Below are 17745 nucleotides of genomic sequence, written 5' to 3' on the forward strand. Positions count from 1 at the left end.
AAGGAGGAGTTTACCCATGAATGACACCACAATGGAACGCGAACTCGGCTGGGAAGACGAGATCGAAAACGAAGGCAGCCCGCGCCGCGTGCTGGAAGCGGGAGAATATCCGTTTACCGTAGAGAGCTTTGAACGCGCCCGCTTTGGCGGTTCGGAAAAGGTGCCGCCCTGTCCGCAGGCGATCGTGCATCTGCGCATCGACACGCCGGAAGGTCCGGCGAACATCAACGTCAATCTGTTCCTGCATACCCGCTTCGAGTGGAAGCTGTGCCAGTTTTTCACCTGCCTCGGCCTACGCCAGCACGGGGAAAAGCTGCGCATGAACTGGCAGGCGGTGACTGGACGCACCGGCCGCTGCAAGGTGACCAAGCGTACTTATAAAGACCGTAACGGCGTTGATCGTGAGGCCAATGATGTAGACGAATTCCTCGACCCGGCGGGTGCGCCCGCTGTGTCGTCCGCACCGCAGAGCGGCTTTACACCGGGGGCGTTTTAATTGGAGCTTCGACCGTATCAACTGGAAGCGCGCGAGGCGGTCGAGCGGGAGTGGGAGCAGGGGCGTCACCGCACCCTGCTCGTGCTGCCCACGGGCTGCGGCAAGACGATTGTGTTCGCCAAAATCACCGAAGACCGGGTGCGCGCGGGCGACCGTGTGCTTATTCTGGCACACCGCGGGGAACTGCTGGAGCAGGCATCCGACAAGATCGGCAAAGCGACCGGCCTTGGCTGCGCGACCGAAAAGGCGGAGGAAAGCTGCCTCGGCAGCTGGTTCCGCGTGGTGGTCGGCTCGGTGCAGACACTCATGCGCCCGCAGCGGCTCGCGCAGTTCGACCCGCATTACTTTGATACCATCATCATTGACGAAGCGCATCACGCAATTTCGGACAGCTACGGGCGTATCCTCGACCACTTCGGGGATGCCCGCGTGCTGGGCGTGACCGCGACGCCTGACCGCGGCGATATGCGCAACCTCGGCAGCGTGTTCGAATCGCTGGCTTATGAATACACACTGCCCAAGGCAATCCGCGAGGGCTATCTATCGCCCATTCAGGCGCTGACCATTCCGCTGGGGCTGGATCTGTCCGGGGTAGGGATGCAGTCGGGCGATTTCAAGGCGTCCGACCTCGGCAATGCCCTTGACCCGTACCTGTATCAGATCGCGGAGGAAATGGTGAAGCACTGCATGGATCGCAAAACTGTGGTTTTTCTGCCGCTCGTTAAGACCTCGCAGAAGTTCCGCGATATTCTGTGCGGCTTCGGGTTCCGTGCGGCCGAGGTCAACGGCGAAAGCCCGGATCGCGCCGAAACCCTTGCAGCCTTTGAGCGCGGGGACTATAACGTGCTGTGCAATTCAATGCTGCTGACCGAGGGCTGGGACTGTCCAAGCGTGGACTGTATCGTTGTGCTGCGTCCGACCAAGGTGCGCAGCCTGTACAGCCAGATGGTCGGCCGCGGCACACGCCTGTTCCCGGGCAAGGAGCATTTGCTGCTGCTCGACTTCCTGTGGCATACCGAGCGGCACGAGCTGTGCCACCCGGCGCACCTGATCTGCGAAAACCAAGAGGTCGCCCAGCGCATGACCGAAAATATTGAGGCTGCCGGCGCGCCGGTGGACATTGAGGAAGCGGAACAGACCGCCAGTGAGGAAGTGGTCGCAGCGCGCGAGGAGGCGCTCGCCAAGCAGCTGCACCAAATGCGTAGCCGCAAGAGCCGTCTGGTCGATCCGCTGCAATTCGAGATGTCCATTCAGGCCGAGGATTTGTCCGGCTATGTGCCCGCATTCGGCTGGGAGATGGCGCCCGCAAGCGACAAGCAGCGCAGCGCGCTCGAAAAGTGGGGCATTCTGCCGGATGAGATCGACAATGCCGGAAAAGCGGCCAAGCTGCTCGATCGGCTCAGCGCACGCCGAGCGGAAGGGCTGACCACCCCGAAACAGATCCGTTTTCTCGAGGGACGCGGCTTCCAGCACGTCGGCACATGGCAGTTTGAAACGGCAAAGAACCTGATCGACCGCATTGCCGCCAATGGCTGGCGCATCCCGCATGACATCAATCCGAGTGAGTATATAGGAGCATAAATGGAACGAAATGAGCTGGACCTGAAACAGGCGCTCGCTTACATCGAGCCGATGAGCCTTTCTTATCAGGAGTGGATCGGTGTCGGCATGGGACTGAAGGAAGCAGGACTTCCGGTTTCCGTATGGGACGAATGGTCGAGACGGGACGCGCGCCGGTATCACGCCGGCGAGTGTGCCCGCAAATGGGAGACCTTTCGCGGGACAGGCAACCCGATCACGGCGGGTACGATCGTGCAGATGGCGCTTTCCAGAGGCTGGCGGCTGGAACGAGACGGCGGGCATGAACTGGGCTGGGAAGCGGAGATCGGCGCGAAGGACGACCCGTATCGAGTTGTTGATCCGCACTGGGTCGAGGGACGCGACCTTGCAGAACCGAAGGACTGGTATCCCGCGCAGCAGCTCATCACCTATCTGGAGACGCTGTTCGACTCGACCGAGACAGTCGGCTATGTGACGCGCAGCTTCGAGAAGGACGGCAAGTACATGCCGACCAAGGGCGATTGGTCGCGCACGGCGGGCAGGCTGATCGAAGAGCTGTCCCGCTGCAAGGATGACGTGGGCGCGGTGCTGGGCGATTACAACCCGGCAGTCGGCGCGTGGATCCGCTTTAACCCGCTTGACGGCAAGGGCGTGCGCAACGAGAACGTGACCGATTTCCGGTATGCGCTGGTTGAGTGCGACGGCATGGAGCTCGAGCGGCAGAACGCGCTCATCCGGGAGCTGGAGCTGCCGGTGGCGTGTCTGGTGCACTCGGGCGGTAAAAGTCTGCACGCCATTGTCCATATCGACGCTGCGGACTACAACGAGTACCGCAGCCGGGTGGAATACTTGTATGCGGTCTGCCGCCGCAACGGGCTGGAACTCGACCAGCAGAACCGCAACCCCTCGCGCCTGTCCCGTATGCCGGGCGTGATGCGCGGCGGCAAAAAGCAGTACTTGATCGACGTCAATATCGGCAAGGCGAACTTTGTAGAGTGGAAGGATTGGATCGAGAGCGTGACCGACGATCTGCCCGACCCGGAGAGTATGTCCGAGGTGTGGGATCATCTGCCCGACCTTGCGCCGCCGCTGATCGAAGGCGTGCTGCGGCAGGGGCATAAGATGCTGCTTGCCGGACCGTCCAAAGCGGGCAAATCGTTCGGCCTGATTGAATTGGTCATTGCGCTGGCCGAAGGGCGCGACTGGCTGGGCTTTTCCTGCGCACAGGGGCGCGTGCTGTATGTCAATCTGGAACTCGACCGCGCGTCCTGTCTGCACCGCTTCCGCGACGTATACGATAAGCTGGGCTGGCCGCCGCGGCACCTGTCCAATATCGACATCTGGAACCTGCGCGGCAAGGCGATCCCGATGGACAAGCTCGCACCCAAGCTGATCCGCCGCGCGCTCAAGAAGGAGTACATTGCGGTCGTGATCGACCCGATCTATAAGATCATCACGGGCGACGAGAACAGTGCCGACCAGATGGCGGCGTTCTGCAACCAGTTCGACCTGGTCTGCACCGAGCTGGGCTGCGCGGTGATCTACTGTCACCACCATTCCAAGGGCAATCAGGGCGGCAAGCGCTCGATGGACCGTGCGAGTGGTTCGGGCGTGTTTGCCCGCGACCCGGACGCGCTGCTCGACCTCATTGAACTGGACATCAGCGACGACTTGCGCAAACAGCTGGAAAACAACGCGGTCTGCAAGGTGTGCGGTGCGGCGCTCGAAGCTGCAGGGCGGTCGGATGATGTGTCGCAGGATACGCTGTGCAGCCAGCGGGAGGCGCTGGACGCCTGCAAACGGCTGCTGCCGGGCACGGCCTATAACGCGTTGCTGGACGCCGTCGCAGACACCCGGCGCGAGGTACAGGCGCGCACGGCATGGCGCATTGAGGGCACGCTGCGCGAGTTCCCGCGGTTCCCGCCGGTCAACCTCTGGTTCGAGTTCCCGCTGCATCGGCCGGATCATAGCGGTCTGCTGGCGGATATCAAGCCGGACAGCGACGCGCCTGCGTGGAAGCGCGGCAGCAAGGATCACAAGCCGGTCGATAAACGGCAGGAGCGGCTGAACAAACTGGAGAGTGCATTTGCCGCATGCGATCTGGAAGGCAAGGGCGAAGTCAGCATTGCCGATCTGGCCGAATACTGTGGGCTGAGCCGCAACACCGTCAAGGCGCATGTGGACGAGCACCCCGGTTTTGCACGGCAAAAAGACGGTACAGTGCGCAGGGTGTCAGACTGTCAAAATCAAATTGACACCCCTTTTTGACACCCTTTAGAGCGCGAAAACAGGGTGTCAAAAATGCGAAAATCGAAAATTGACACCCTTTAGAAACGAAAAAAGTGATATTTCGCAGAAAAGGCGAGTTGACACCGGCGAAATAGACAATAAATAGGGTGTCAAGTGGGTGTCAACTTGTACGAAATAACCTATAAAATGCGGCATGGATGGTGTCAAAAAACGGGGTGTCAAAACCCCCTATATATATAGGGGGTTTTGACACACATCCGCTTTTGACACGCCACCATCGAACGCGCGAGGAAAGGAGCGTGCAGAAAAGGGGCCCGCTCATAAGGAAGTAATTTGATTGTCGCAGGGCGGCATGGCGGAAAGGTCATGCCGTCCTGCCTTTTCTTTGCCGTTCCACCGTCTGATTGTCGCTCGGCAGGTTGACTTCTCCGATAAAGTTCCAGACCAGTTCGATCTTCTGCCTGCGGTGGCCGCTGGACTTGTCCGGTGCATGGACGATTATCTTCTTTACAAACTCATTGACGATGGTGGGTGTCAGTTCCCGGATACCCACATACTTCCGCACAATAGCTGCAAAGCTCGCAAAATCGGCTTGATCCTGCTCGAAGATTTCTACCGCTTCCCGCCATACCTTGACCTGCTCCGTCAGTTCTTTTTGCTCCGCTTCATAGTCGGCGGAGAGTTTCAAGAACCGTTCATGGCTGATTGCCCCGTTGATGTCATCCTCATAGATGCGCTTGAAAATCCGGTCAAGTTCAGCAATGCGCTTTTCCGCATGGGCGATTTCACGCCTGCGCTTCTTGGCGTCTTTCTCCGCTTCTTGAAAACGCTGCTTTCTCGCGGCTTCCTCAAATGCCATGGCATCGTCAAAGAACAATGCCGTCACATCGAAAATCCGCTGCAAAACGAACAGTTTCAGTGTTTCTTCCCGGATAAAGTGCATGGTACAATCACCCGTGTTGCTCTTATACCGGGAACACCGATAGCAGTCTTGTTGCGGTGTCATGTTTTTGCCTGTGGCGAAATGCAGTTTGCTGCCACAGTCGGCGCAGTACAGCAGGCCAGAAAACAGCCCTTGCCGTTCGGCTTGCTTGGCCGGGCGGCGCTTGTTCTCCCGTAACTCCTGTACCCGCTCAAAGACTTGTTCGTCGATAATGGCGGGCTGGGTATTGGGAAAAATCCGCTGGTTCTCTGGGGCGTTATGCAGCCGTTTTTTCAGCTTGTGGGACTTGGAATAGGTCTTGAAGTTTACCGTGCAACCGGTGTACTCTGGCCGCTCCAAAATTCCCGCAACAGACTTGGGACTCCACTTGTAAGGCTTCTCCGGCAGCGGCTTTCCGTCCCGCTGGGCGTAGTGGGCCTTGACAGTCAGGACGTGTTGGGCAGTCAGCAGCTTTGCGATTTGCATGGGGCCTTTCCCCGCAATGCACAGGTCAAAAATCCGTTTGACAATCTCGGCGGCTTCCTCGTCCACAATCCATTTCTTTTTATCCGCCGGGTCTTTCTGATACCCATAGGGTGGATTGGTGCAGAGGTGTTCCCCGGCGTTTCCTTTTGCCCGCATAACGGCCCGGATTTTCTTGCTGGTATCGCGGGCGTAGAAGTCGTTGAACAGATTGCGAAACGGGGTGAAATCATTGTCCCCTTTGTCGCTGTCCACGCCGTCATTGATGGCGATATACCGAATATCACGCTCAGCAAAAAAGCTCTCGGTATAATAGCCCACTTTCAGATAGTCCCGACCCATGCGGGACATATCCTTGACAATGACGGTTCTGACCTTTCCCGCCTCGGCCAGCCGGATCATCTCATTCCAGCCCGGACGGTCAAATGTTACCCCGGACACACCATCGTCAATGAAGAAAGTTGGATTAGGGAAACTATTGTCGGTTGCGTACTTCAAAAGGATTTTCTTTTGAGATGGAATTTGTCAAGGGGCTTTTCTGCAAAACACAATGTTTCTGAAAATAGCGTTCAAAATATATGCAGAGCCGTTAGTCCGCAGAGGATGCGAATTATCGGCTCAATGGTTTTCTTTTATTTGTAATCATTACTTTTCCAATTCCAGATATTCTTGTCCCATGAAGAAGATTTTCAATTCGTTTTGATCTACTTCTATCTCAAATTCTACACTACTATTTCCCTGTGTAACACAGATTATATCCGAGTAAGAAAAACTATAATATGCGTCACCGCAGGATAGACCCGAATCGGGCATATCTTTACTCACAGCAAGTTCCCCGTTTTCTTGAAAGGTAAATATCTCCTCAGCATTTGCATCCTTCCATGTGCCAATAATATCTTTTTCGTTCTGAATGCGATTTACTTTACCAACACATACAATGGCAAGTATAACTGCACCAACAGTCAAAGCAATGCCTGCAACTCTCTTTACCAGTTTCTTTTTACGCAATTTCTATTACCTCTGTTTCAGTTGCTTTGTTAGATTGAATGATTACATATTGCTCAATTTCAGTTCCTCTACAATTTCCACCTTTGATACGCTTCTAACAGCAAACAGCATAGCGATACATACCATAGCGCCGACAGCCATAACTGCAAGAGCATAAATACCGCCGTTCATATAAAAAGCAAATGGTGTCATACCCGACGATATGAAGTAGTAGATAGCACAATGAATCAAAAAGCTCACAGGCAACGCAAGAACCAATGCTTTTACGCCGTACAAAACAGCTTCGAGCAATAGCGTACATTTTAATCCTTTGGCAGTCATACCAACAGAACGCAGAACAGCAAATTCGCTTCTTCTCAAATGAATCGTATTCGAGATAGTGTTACAAACATTCAAGCTGATAATAACCGTCATCAGGATCGAGAACAGGCAGATTACCAGTTTTGCAATCGTATATACCTGTCTGGAATTATTCGTTGCGGCTGCAATGTCCACAGTTTGCGGAAATCCTCTGTCAGCCAGACATTCCATTGCTTCTTTATGCTGTGCTGTCTGTATTCTCATTTCCACATAGGCGTTATCATCTATCAGCAAGTTAAAATAACTTAAAGGCACGATGAGGACAGCTCGATCTCTCACAAACATGGATTGGATATTTGCATTTTCTTCTGAAACGATTTCTTCCACGATAATCGGCAAGGCATCCTCGGATGCCCCCAGCGGAATGATTTCTGTTCCCGGTTCAATAAGAAACGGTGAGCCTGCAATTACCCGATTTTGTGCCGAATTATAGTATCCCATAGTCTGATTGAGCAAAATTCCATGATTGAAATTTGTCACATCCAGACTGAATCCATTTTCATCGCAAAAAGAGACAAAATGTTCTTCGTCCAATCCTACGACATATACCTCTGCTTTCGTACCATTGATAAAATATCCTTGCATATCAGGATTGATTTGTTCCTGCGAAAATTCAGCGGTCATATATCGCTGAAAAGAATAGGAAACATCCGCAGTGATATTTTCATCCGATAATGCCCCGATTGCGACAGGAATATCTTTGTATTGAATCATCGAAATCACATCAGTATAACAGGAACCGTCCTCCTTCATATCCAAGGATGTCTGATAAAGCATAAAATCAGAGAAACTATATAAGGAAAGGGCAATTACCACCGACAAGAAAATAGAGCCGGTAATCGCTCGGAAGCGTTTTGGATTACGCTTAATATTTTTTGCTGCTAACGAACCATAAATGCCAAAAACCAAAGAAACGATTTTTCCGTCACGGAATTTCTTTCTTGATACCGCATTGTTAGACTGGCGGATCGCTTCAATAACTGTAATTTTAGCTGCTTGCTTCACAGGCTTTCTACTTCCGAAGTACAAAGAAGCAATGCCGGATAATCCGCTGACGAGCAGGATCAATCCGTTTACCTTCAAGGACAGTTCTACGATGCCAAAAGTGAATGTTTCTCCAAAAGCTGCCCTGACCACACTTAATAACAGAGCAGATAGCAGGATACCAACAACCAATCCAAAGGGTATGCTCACCACTCCCAAAAGGAAGGCTTCTAAATATACGCTAAGGCGTTTTTGCCCTTTTGTGGCTCCAATACTGGATAGCATTCCCATCTGCTTAATTCGTTCCTGTAAGGAAATGGAGAGGGCGTTGCTGATCATTGAAGCAGATGCAGCCATCAAAAGACAAACGACCATGACCACCAAAGCAATCAGTTTTGCAGCTCCTTTACCCCCGGTAATTCCATGATAGACTAACAATTCCGAATGAAACTTTGCTACATGACTGTCTACTGCCGCAGCCACTTCTTCGGCTTCTGTATAGATCGAATTGGATAAATTCTTTGCCTTGACATACGCAGCAAAATCGGATGCCGTTTTGTCAACACCTGCAAAGGCATTATAGTTTGCTGCGATTTTTGAGTCATTCACATCTGACAGAATACCAACAACTACATACGCTTTCTCTTTTGTTGGAACGAAGCTTTCTTCTTCGCCCCTATAATTTGTCAGCCCGGAAAGCTGGGCATTATATTCATCCCAAATTCTTGAACCAAGAGTTAAAGAAATCGTATCTCCAATCTCTGTATTCATGTTGTTTTTCTTCAAAAAAGATTCTGAAATAACAATCTCATTTTCATCTTGCGGGAAACGCCCTGCAAGCAAATACTGATTTAACGAAAATCTTTGGGTAAAGTTCTCGTCAATCTCGCCAACGGAGAGCATTGTACTGTTGGATTTCTCCCCGTAAAAACTGTTTCCGGCAAAGCGGAGAAGCGAAACTTCGCCTACATTGTTTTGACTATATAGCTCTTGAACCTGCTCCCAAGTCAAATCCTCCATGTAGTAGTCATAATCGCCACCATACACTTTTTCTTTCTCTTTCAAAAAATCAACCAACGACCATCCCCCACAGAGAATAGCGGTTATCATACTGATTGACAAAAGAATGGTTAAAAGTGTGAGTAGGGTACGCTTTTTATTCGACAACAGATTCCTGAGTGTAAGCATGAAAATCATATTCATCAGCGTATCACCTCATCCCTCACAAGTCTGCCATCCTGAATTTCCAGAATACGGTCTGCCTGCATTGCGATTTCACGGTCATGGGTAATCAGGATCATTGTCTGGCGATAGACTTCATTGGATTCACGCAGAAGTTTCATAATATCCCTTGTGTTCTCCGTGTCCAGATTTCCCGTTGGCTCATCCGCAAGGATAATCGCAGGTGCGTTAATCAACGCTCGTCCGATTGCCACTCTTTGTTGTTGACCGCCGGATAACTGACTTGGCAGGTGCTTTCTACGCTTTACCAGTTTGAGTGTGGATAGCAGTTCTTTCAAACGCTCCTGATTGATTTTACGCCCATCCAATCGAATCGGCAGCGTGATATTTTCCTCGACAGTCAAAACCGGGATCAGATTATAAAACTGATAGACAAGCCCAACCTGCCTTCTTCTGAATACAGCCAATTCATCTTCATTTTGCTCATAAACATCCTGTCCATCCACAAATACTTTTCCCGAAGTCGGTCTGTCAACACCACCTAAAATGTGCAACAGGGTAGACTTGCCAGACCCAGATGCTCCAATGATTGCAACAAACTCTCCTTTATCGACGGAAAAAGAAACATCTGACAAAGCATGGACAGGAGCATTGTCCATTTCATAGGTTTTGCAGATATTCTCTACTCTTAATATCTCCATAAAAAGTTCCTCCATATATTTTTGCAATTCAGTATAGCAAAGCCAAGTGACTGCTTCATTACTTTTTCATTACAAAAATGTCACTTAAAAAGGGGCTGCATTAAGCAGTCCCCCGATAAAAGCAGATTTCAAATTTTGCACCGCCTGACTCCCGATTTTTCGCTTGGATGACACCACCCTGATTGACAATGATCGTCTTTGCCAGAGCCAACCCCAAACCGGCATTACCGATTGTAGAGCCACTTCCTTGATAAAATCGGTCAAATAAATGGGGGATGTCTTTTTCCTGAAAACCTGTTCCGCTATCCTCTATAATGATCTGTGTCAAAAGAGGTCTTTCTATTGCCTTGATTTCGATAGTGCTGCCCTCTGGTGAATGTTCGATACAGTTTTTGATTACATTCCCCAAGGCTTCAGCAGTCCAATCAGTATCAAGAGATAGTTTTAATTCTGCCGGAATCACTTGCGTGATTGTCTGCATTTTTAATTCTGCCGCAATCTCCAGAGGACGAATTGCTTTTTCTACCACATCTTTTAAGTATACCGCCTGTGGCTTTAGAGTAATCGTTCCTGCATCCAGCTTGGATATTTTCAGAAGTGTGGCTATCAGCCACTCCATTCTTGATAAGAGCATAGTCTGTTCGCGGATCAGCTCATACCTTTCTTCGTCAGTCAGTTCCTCATTACACAGAGAAGCATTTAAGATATTCAGCGATGTCAAAGGTGTTTTTAATTGATGTGAAATATCGGCTAAAGCATTTGCCAAATTACCTTTCTCCATTTTCAGAGCTTCTGCCTGTTCAATAAGCCGTCTTGTCATCTTGGATATTTCATCATGTAAAACAGATAACTCACCTTCTTGAAACTGCCCAAAAGAAATTTTTTCATCTCCATGTAACAGCCTATCAATATGCAAACTAAAATCAGCAATTTTCTTGTATCTCTGATATGTGAAAAAGAGGGAAACTGCACTGGATGAAATGATAGCCGACAGAACAATCCACACAGCTTTGCTATCAACGATAATGCCAATGCCGCCCCAAAATAGAATAAGAATACTGCTGACAACAATTTGCCTTTTAACTTCTTTATTTCTGATAAAGTCCATATCAACCCACCTTATAGCCAAGCCCACGAACGGTAATTATGATTTCCGGCTCCTGCGGATTGGTTTCAATTTTGTCACGTAGCCTTTTCATATAGACAGTCAATGTATTATCATTGATAAACTCCCCAGTAGTGTCCCATAAAAGCTCCAACAATCTTCTGCGAGAAAGGACAATACCTTTGTTACGCAAAAAGACTAACAGCAACTTATATTCCATAGCAGACAACAAAATCTCTTTCCCATTCTTTGATACGGTTGCTTGATTTGTGTCCACAACTAAGTCGAGGTAACTGATAATGTTTTGTGTGTTCTTAGTTCTCCTTAATACGCTGTTGATCCTTGAAAGCAGTTCTCTTGGTCTGAACGGTTTGCTGATATAATCGTCAGCCCCCATATCTAACCCAGCCACAACACTATATTCATCATCAGAAGCCGTTAAGAAAATAACTGGCATAGTTCCTCTTTCTTTAATTGCAGAACAAACAGAAAAACCATTTCCGTTTGATAATTGAATGTCCACCAAGGCTATATCGTATTGGTCGCTATCCAATTTTTCTATTGCTTCTTTTTGACCGGGAGCATTTTCGATTTTGAACCCTTCATTTCCTAAATAGTCTGATAATGAGGATACGATACTTTGGTCATCCTCCACTAATAACAATTTACTCATCGTGTGTTCTCCTTGTTGTCAGCTATAAATTCATTTTTATTTTGTTTATATCTTCCATCAGCCGGCTTTTGGGCATCTTGGGGAATTAGCCATGCACGAGGTAGCCGAACAATTCCATCAATGCGATTCTCCTCACACAGCTTTTGAACACGACGCACCGATATTCCCCAAAGTTTAGCCGCATCCTGTACTGTCATGTATTCAAACATAGTTTACCTCCGCATCAAATAGTTATATATATTATATACGCACAAACGAACAATATCAATGGGCTGTTTGTAAACACTTAAACACTAACTGTGTACGAATTAACTCGGCGCTAACAATTTCCGTCATCCTGTTTCGGATATTATTTATTTTTCCACCCAACCCATTCTGTCCGGGCAGCTACCTTTAATTTTTTGTTACGCCTCCTCTGCTGCGAGCAACTCTACCAAAACCGAAGGACCATATTTTCAGACTGCCGAGCGACCTCGACTGGTGCCAAACGATTTTGCTGAGGCGATAGAAAATAGAATTGCAATGTACTATAATAAAGGTGTGAAATTTTCCCTCGCTTCTGTAAGATTGTCCGCCAGATCCATAGTACATAGGTGAGGAGGTGGATACCTTGTTAGAGGATGTGAAGATCATTGAACTGTTCTTTGCTCGTACTGAGCAGGCAATAGCTGAACTTGCTGCAAAATACGGTTCAACTTGCAAAAGAATTGCAAACAACATTTTGAAATGCGAACCCGACGCAGAAGAATGTGTAAATGATACATACCTTGCTGCGTGGAATGCAATTCCTCCAGAAAGACCTGACCCACTCAGAACCTATATTTTTCGTATTACCCGCAATATCGCTACCGCAAAATACCACGCAAATACTGCACTAAAGCGAAACAGTTACTATGATGTTGCACTTGATGAGTTGGAAGAGTGCCTAACTTCTGCATCTACTATTGAACAGGAAGTGGATGCAAAGGAGCTGTCACAGGAAATTGATCGTTTCCTTGACAGCTTGGATCAGGAAAGCAGGGTTATGTTTGTAGCAAGGTATTGGTACTCAGATAGCATTACAGAAATTGCAAAGAGGCTTCGTACAACAAATAACAATGTGTCTGTTCGCCTTTCCCGAATCAGAAGCAAACTTAAAAATCATTTACAGAAAGCGGGGTATGATTTATGACACGAAAGAACATCTCTGACGCCGTTGGTGGCATTGGTAGCCGTCATATCGAAGAAACGGCGAGTTATCAGGCAAAGAAACAAAAAAGCATTTGGCTGAAATTTGGGGCAATTGCTGCGTGTCTCTGTCTAATCGTGGTGGGAGTGTTTAGTATGGGATTATTCGGCAAAAGTACAGAAACAGCTACATTAGGTGATGGAACTACCATATCTTTCACTAAAGCAGATACGGTAGCCTCTGCTCTGAGTTTGAACTTGCAAGCACGAGCATTGACCAAAGATGAGGTTCAGACTATTTTCGGTGATCTTCCGATTTCCGGAGATGCCCTCTTTACCTTGGACGATGTAGCATTTGTTGGCTTTGATGGTCATTACAGCGATATGAAATTTGTTGTTTCGCTGTCTGGGAACAATCTTATGGATACTACCGTAATTGGCAAGGGAAATGTATCTATGGTTGGAGATACGCCAGTTAAAGCTGGCTACTTCGTTACAAATGCAAACAGCGAAGGAATTAAGACTGTGATCTATTACGCCTATATCACATTTGATAACTATTCCATCTATATCGAAAATGCAGGCGGAGAAAGTGAAAGAGAGGCTGTTCGAGCGGAACTGATGGCAGCACTTGATAAGTTGTTGGAAAACTCTTTTGATTTTAAGTGATAGAATTCGATTAAATATTGCAAGCACCGGTATGGAAAACCCATACCGGTGCTTATTTTACGCTTGACGTATAGGGATTATCTCCATCCCCCTATGTCACAGACTTCACCTGAAGTTTCAACCTCCAGCACTTTTAACGTTCCATATCTCTGTTTTTCATCTTACGCTCAAGCCGCTCCGATCGCCGCCTTTGCCGCAGTTCTCGATCCATTGTCTTTTCCTGTGCATATTCGTCAAGATAGCCAGACACATCCCGTAGGCCACTCTCCATCAACCACCAACTGAACTTGTCGCCATAAGCCGCTTCAATGCGTTGGGCTGCTGCTTTCTCTCTGTCAGGTCGAAGTGCCTTCCGCTCCAGATAAAGCTGCAAGGAATCAAAGCCGGAAGCTTGCTCTTTCAGCTCGGCATACTCAGACAATGCAGCCTCCAGCTCTCCGGCATACTTATTCTCCTGCGCCTCAAGCCGTTTGAGATTATCTTCATAGCGGTCAATCTGGCGCTGGAAGATATCGCTTGTGGCGTCCTCTGGGTATTCCAGAGAATGAAGCAGCATAGCCTTTTCGCTTTTTAGCTCCTCTAACTTTTCCGTCAACTCGGCTATTTTGGAGGCAAGCTCACGGTGCCTGACAAAGTGGATCGCAGGAAGGGATTTCTTTTCAGCCAGTAGGGACTTCCGTTCTTTGGTTGTTTCCTTTATCTGCTGCACAAGGGAGCGGTACTGTGCCAGATTTGGCTTCAGAATATTCAAGGCACCGGTCATCTGTTTCTTGCTGCTGCGGATATGCCCTAACTGATAGCAGAAGATCAGCATATTTTCCCGCAGCTTTTCCAACGCTTCTGCAATAGCGGGCAGCGTGTTCTTCACCGCCTCCGTAATTTTCTTGAACTGCGCCTTCAGTTCCCGCAGGAGCCTGTTGTCCGCCTTGATCTGACGGTTGAGTTCGCACCTGTCGGACACGATACCTTTCTGTTCCAAAGCACGGGCAATCACGCCCTCGTGGATGGTGGGCTGCTCGTCAATGCCTCGCTCGACAAAGCTGCGGTGGTCGATGCGCTCCTCATGACCGTATCGCTCCAAATATTTGTTTGTCACATCTGCCCATGCTTTGCGCCAGATAAGGAGCTGTTCCTCGCTGTTCCAGCGTTCAGAAATGGGATTCTGTCTCCCGTATTTGGTGCTTTTGGGATACTTGCTGGCACGCTCATATCCATGTTCCTCAGCTGCGGATGGTGTCATATACACTTTCTTCCTGCCTACCTTGTACTGGTACTGTTTCTCCCATCCGTCAGCCTGTGCAGCCTTAAACTCGGCAGCGGTAAAGCCCCGTTCCTCACCGTCACGGCTGCAGAGATATTCCTTCTCCGTTTTGTATTGCCATTTGCCGCTTTCATCAAGCGGGCGCACCGTCAAGAGAATGTGGGCATGTGGATTATGACCCGGTGGATCAGGATCGTGGATTGCCAGATCGGCGCACATCCCGTCTGCGACAAATTGGTTTTGTACGAAGTCCGTCAACAGCGTCTGCCATTGCTCTAGGGACAACTCTATGGGCAGGGCTACCACAAACTCACGGGCTAAGCGGCTGTCCTTGGTTTTCTCGTTTTCCTCCACGGCGTTCCAGAGAACCTCTCGGTCTTGCCATGCGGGTGGGGCCATGTCCGGCAGGAATACCTCCTGCCACACAAGCCCCTGCTTTCGGGTGTAATCGTGCTGTACTCCGTCATAGTCATTGAGGATGTGGGAGCAGCTGAGATAAGCGGAGGCTGCACAGGCGGAGCGTCCGGCTCCCCGGCTGACCACCTTTGCCTCCAAGTGGTAAATTGCCATTTGCGTTCACCTCGATTCGTATTTTGTGAGGGGGTGGTAAAACGCCACCCCTTGGTTTCTGTTTCTCTTTGCAAAGAGAAAATGGGCTGCATTGCTGCCCATATCTGCGATAAAGCTGCCGGTGGCAGGTTTTCGCAGGCAGGAGGCGGGCAGAGTATCTGCCGGATTGGTGCGACAAGCAGCAATCTCTGCATCAGCAGAAGCGCCGACTGCACAGGGAATGCTGACTTGCGGCATTTCCTGCCCTCTCTGGAGAAGTGTCCGATGGACAGTTCGTGAAGAGCGCACGAGCCCGACCAACGGAAGGGATACCACCGCCTGCTTCGCAGGTGGTGAGTAAGTGCGCCCTTCGGGATAAAAAAGGAAGGGACGCCCCGGTTGCCCGGAACGCCCCTCGCAGATTAGTGTAGCTTCTCATATAACAAGTCCTCTAATTTTTCAAGCTCCATTTGCTGAGCCTCTGGAAATACTTTCTCCAAAACAGCGCCCTCCTGAATCAAGCGTCTGGTACGGGCCTTTCGCTCTTTCGCCCGATCCCGCATTTGTGCCTCCTCCAATCGGTGCTTGGCCTGCAATTCTTCCTTGGTCATGATCTTTTTATTTGCCATATCTGGCTCCTTTCTGCCGCTGGGCGGCTTCGTGATAGTAAAAAGCAGGGAACTGGTATCACACAGATACCAACTCCCTGCAGAACTGATGGTAAATTGTTTTCCTCATTCTGAGAATTGCCAATTTGGTAGCAAAGACGGATTGTATTGCCACCAACATAGTAGTAAAATCAAGAAAAGTAATTTCAAAAGCCGTCTGCAAAATCCAGCGCAGCTGAAATGTCCTCCTCGGTTTCCTCCGAAACAAGAGCAGCGGCAGGCTGTGCGCTCTGCATAAGCTGTAGGATACCGCCAAGGCTTACCGGCGTACAGCTCTGCAAGCTGCGTGAGATGGTATCCTCGATCCGGCTGAGGAAAGCGTCCTCCTTCTCCCGTGTTTCCAGATAGGGATCATCGGCAAGCTGCTTGCTACGGTCAAAGTAAGCGTTGACCGCCGAAACGACTGCCTTGCTGACTGAACGATATTCTCGCCTGTCAAGGCTCTGCAAATGCTCCCACGCCCTGCGGTCTGCTTCGTTCTCCAGATTCAGCCGAAGTGTTGTTGTGTAGATTTGCTTCATACAAGATCGCCTTTCTTTTGCATTTTCTGTGCAGACAGCAGCTCATAGCCCTTGGCTGTGGCGCAGATGTCATCATTGATCATCACCCGGCTGGCATCATATTCTCCGAAATTCTTCACCATGCAGCTTCCACCGCCGACAACATAGAGCCTCATCAGTTCCGGGTCATACTCATGCTCACGCAGTCTGCGGAAGATGCCTGCGGTGTAATCCCTCGCTGTGTTCTGGATAGCAGTTAGGTAGCGTTCGCTGATGTCTGCCGTCCCAAAGCGAATCACACGCTCCAGAATCGTATCATCTACCGATGCGCCAAACTGCCGCATGAGATTTTCCCGGACAGCAATCATGCACTGGTTTGTCCCGTACTTCTCCGTGAAGCACTTCTGAGATAGCGGACGGCGCTCGTTGATATACATGACATTCATCGTTCCGTTGCCAATGTCGCAAAGCATATTGATGCCCTTGAATCCCCGCAGTCTGTCCGCCACAGCGGAGAAGCCCTGCGGGAAGATGTCCGCTCCGGCAAACTCCACATGATAGCTGACACCACGGAAAATGAAATCCGCCATTTCATTCTGCAACAGGTACGCCTTGAAGCTATCCTTCTGTTCGCTGACCCAAGTAAGAGGGAGCCCCGCCGCCAAATGCACACGGGCAGAGGTCTGCTTGCGGATATTCAGCTCTCTTGCAATGGCAGCAAGGGTCAGAATATAGTAGTCACCGTCTGTCATTTTGTCAGAGATAAACTCCTTGTGACCTTCGCCCACGGTGTAATAGCTGCCGTTGTAGACAAGCAGATTGCTTTTGAAGGTCGGCTCCTTGTCAGAGATGATCACGCCCGTAGGAAAGCAGCAATGTGCAGTCTTGATATTCCCATAGCCGTGGTCGATGCCGATGATTATAGGGTTATTGTTCATATAGTTCATAGTTTGTCCTTTCTGCCGCTGTGCGGCCTTGAAAATAGATTGTTTGTGTACGGCTCTGTACGGTAAACGCCAGTGCTGTACGCCGCTGTACACCGATTGGTCTTTGGATTTTGCGTTTGCTTTGTCAAATCGCTGTTTATACCGCAAGAAAATGCGGTAATCGCAGCACATTGCACATAAAGAACGCTGATTTTGCGGTAAAATAGCTTTTTGAAAACGGAGTTGAGAACTGCCGTACATCGTGTACGGCATGTACGGCA

General features: G+C 49.6%; 17 protein-coding genes. 5 read left to right on the forward strand and 12 right to left on the reverse strand.

Annotation, left to right across the window (positions count from 1 at the left end; all coding sequences use genetic code 11):
- The first annotated feature begins 16 nt into the window (after window positions 1-16).
- Genes EJL02_RS11065 through EJL02_RS11075 form a run of 3 tightly spaced genes read left to right on the forward strand, consistent with a single transcriptional unit; the run spans window position 17 to window position 4324 of the window.
- Window positions 17-496, forward strand: a complete 480-nt coding sequence (locus EJL02_RS11065; RefSeq protein WP_243114464.1) for a DUF669 domain-containing protein — start codon at window positions 17-19, stop codon at window positions 494-496.
- Window positions 497-2077, forward strand: a complete 1581-nt coding sequence (locus EJL02_RS11070; RefSeq protein WP_125116472.1) for a DEAD/DEAH box helicase — start codon at window positions 497-499, stop codon at window positions 2075-2077.
- Complete coding sequence (locus tag EJL02_RS11075) at window positions 2078-4324, forward strand: AAA family ATPase (protein ID WP_125116473.1); 2247 nt, start codon at window positions 2078-2080, stop codon at window positions 4322-4324.
- Between the two features lie 346 nt (window positions 4325-4670).
- Here the strand turns inward: EJL02_RS11075 and EJL02_RS11080 are convergent, their stop codons facing one another.
- The 7 genes from EJL02_RS11080 to EJL02_RS11110 form a co-directional block, all read right to left on the reverse strand.
- Window positions 4671-6209, reverse strand: coding sequence for a recombinase family protein (locus tag EJL02_RS11080; protein ID WP_243114465.1), 1539 nt, complete (start codon window positions 6207-6209; stop codon window positions 4671-4673).
- Window positions 6210-6356: 147 nt separating this feature from the next.
- Window positions 6357-6719 (reverse strand): hypothetical protein, encoded by a 363-nt coding sequence (locus EJL02_RS11085; protein WP_055145343.1) that lies wholly within the window; start codon window positions 6717-6719, stop codon window positions 6357-6359.
- Between the two features lie 42 nt (window positions 6720-6761).
- Window positions 6762-9266, reverse strand: a complete 2505-nt coding sequence (locus tag EJL02_RS11090; RefSeq protein ID WP_055145341.1) for an ABC transporter permease — start codon at window positions 9264-9266, stop codon at window positions 6762-6764.
- Window positions 9266-9946, reverse strand: coding sequence for an ABC transporter ATP-binding protein (locus EJL02_RS11095; RefSeq protein ID WP_055145338.1), 681 nt, complete (start codon window positions 9944-9946; stop codon window positions 9266-9268). The genes EJL02_RS11090 and EJL02_RS11095 overlap by 1 nt, the downstream gene beginning before the upstream one ends.
- Before the next feature lie 100 nt (window positions 9947-10046).
- Complete coding sequence (locus tag EJL02_RS11100; RefSeq protein ID WP_055145335.1) at window positions 10047-11054, reverse strand: sensor histidine kinase; 1008 nt, start codon at window positions 11052-11054, stop codon at window positions 10047-10049.
- A 1-nt stretch (window position 11055) separates the two neighbouring features.
- Window positions 11056-11724 carry a response regulator transcription factor gene (locus tag EJL02_RS11105; RefSeq protein WP_055145332.1) on the reverse strand — a complete coding sequence of 223 codons (669 nt, stop codon included), beginning with the start codon at window positions 11722-11724 and terminating at the stop codon, window positions 11056-11058.
- Window positions 11721-11933: a helix-turn-helix domain-containing protein gene (locus tag EJL02_RS11110; RefSeq protein WP_055145329.1), complete on the reverse strand. Its 213-nt coding sequence runs from the start codon at window positions 11931-11933 to the stop codon at window positions 11721-11723. Before EJL02_RS11110 ends, EJL02_RS11105 begins: the two co-directional genes overlap by 4 nt.
- A gap of 401 nt (window positions 11934-12334) precedes the next feature.
- Between EJL02_RS11110 and EJL02_RS11115 the strand changes: the two genes are divergently transcribed.
- Window positions 12335-12895 carry an RNA polymerase sigma factor gene (locus EJL02_RS11115; protein ID WP_055145326.1) on the forward strand — a complete coding sequence of 187 codons (561 nt, stop codon included), beginning with the start codon at window positions 12335-12337 and terminating at the stop codon, window positions 12893-12895.
- Window positions 12892-13560: a hypothetical protein gene (locus EJL02_RS11120; RefSeq protein ID WP_055145323.1), complete on the forward strand. Its 669-nt coding sequence runs from the start codon at window positions 12892-12894 to the stop codon at window positions 13558-13560. Before EJL02_RS11115 ends, EJL02_RS11120 begins: the two co-directional genes overlap by 4 nt.
- Before the next feature lie 133 nt (window positions 13561-13693).
- Here EJL02_RS11120 and mobQ read toward each other — a convergent pair whose 3' ends face one another.
- From mobQ to EJL02_RS11145, 5 genes are all read right to left on the reverse strand, one after another.
- Window positions 13694-15391, reverse strand: coding sequence for a MobQ family relaxase (mobQ, locus tag EJL02_RS11125; protein WP_055145320.1), 1698 nt, complete (start codon window positions 15389-15391; stop codon window positions 13694-13696).
- Window positions 15392-15397: 6 nt separating this feature from the next.
- Entirely contained in the window at window positions 15398-15628 is a 231-nt protein-coding gene (locus tag EJL02_RS11130; protein WP_055145317.1) for a hypothetical protein, read from the reverse strand.
- Window positions 15629-15792: 164 nt separating this feature from the next.
- Entirely contained in the window at window positions 15793-15981 is a 189-nt protein-coding gene (locus tag EJL02_RS11135; protein WP_055145756.1) for a hypothetical protein, read from the reverse strand.
- 203 nt (window positions 15982-16184) lie between these two features.
- On the reverse strand, window positions 16185-16559 hold the full coding sequence (locus EJL02_RS11140) for a hypothetical protein (protein ID WP_055145314.1): 375 nt from the start codon (window positions 16557-16559) through the stop codon (window positions 16185-16187).
- Entirely contained in the window at window positions 16556-17737 is a 1182-nt protein-coding gene (locus EJL02_RS11145) for a ParM/StbA family protein (RefSeq protein WP_330375651.1), read from the reverse strand. The genes EJL02_RS11140 and EJL02_RS11145 overlap by 4 nt, the downstream gene beginning before the upstream one ends.
- Between the last annotated feature and the right edge of the window lie 8 nt (window positions 17738-17745).

The sequence above is a fragment of the Agathobaculum sp. Marseille-P7918 genome (genome assembly GCF_900625105.1).
GTDB lineage: Bacteria > Bacillota > Clostridia > Oscillospirales > Butyricicoccaceae > Agathobaculum.

Bases quoted from the DNA above. Each gene is read 5' to 3' on its own strand.
- EJL02_RS11065 (WP_243114464.1), top strand. From the start codon at position 17: ATGAATGACACCACAATGGAACGCGAACTCGGCTGGGAAGACGAGATC.
- EJL02_RS11075 (WP_125116473.1), top strand. From the start codon at position 2,078: ATGGAACGAAATGAGCTGGACCTGAAACAGGCGCTCGCTTACATCGAG.
- EJL02_RS11090 (WP_055145341.1), bottom strand. From the start codon at position 9,266: ATGAATATGATTTTCATGCTTACACTCAGGAATCTGTTGTCGAATAAA.
- EJL02_RS11095 (WP_055145338.1), bottom strand. From the start codon at position 9,946: ATGGAGATATTAAGAGTAGAGAATATCTGCAAAACCTATGAAATGGAC.
- EJL02_RS11100 (WP_055145335.1), bottom strand. From the start codon at position 11,054: ATGGACTTTATCAGAAATAAAGAAGTTAAAAGGCAAATTGTTGTCAGC.
- EJL02_RS11105 (WP_055145332.1), bottom strand. From the start codon at position 11,724: ATGAGTAAATTGTTATTAGTGGAGGATGACCAAAGTATCGTATCCTCA.
- EJL02_RS11110 (WP_055145329.1), bottom strand. From the start codon at position 11,933: ATGTTTGAATACATGACAGTACAGGATGCGGCTAAACTTTGGGGAATA.
- EJL02_RS11120 (WP_055145323.1), top strand. From the start codon at position 12,892: ATGACACGAAAGAACATCTCTGACGCCGTTGGTGGCATTGGTAGCCGT.
- mobQ (WP_055145320.1), bottom strand. From the start codon at position 15,391: ATGGCAATTTACCACTTGGAGGCAAAGGTGGTCAGCCGGGGAGCCGGA.
- EJL02_RS11130 (WP_055145317.1), bottom strand. From the start codon at position 15,628: ATGCCGCAAGTCAGCATTCCCTGTGCAGTCGGCGCTTCTGCTGATGCA.
- EJL02_RS11135 (WP_055145756.1), bottom strand. From the start codon at position 15,981: ATGACCAAGGAAGAATTGCAGGCCAAGCACCGATTGGAGGAGGCACAA.
- EJL02_RS11140 (WP_055145314.1), bottom strand. From the start codon at position 16,559: ATGAAGCAAATCTACACAACAACACTTCGGCTGAATCTGGAGAACGAA.
- EJL02_RS11145 (WP_330375651.1), bottom strand. From the start codon at position 17,737: ATGCCGTACACGATGTACGGCAGTTCTCAACTCCGTTTTCAAAAAGCT.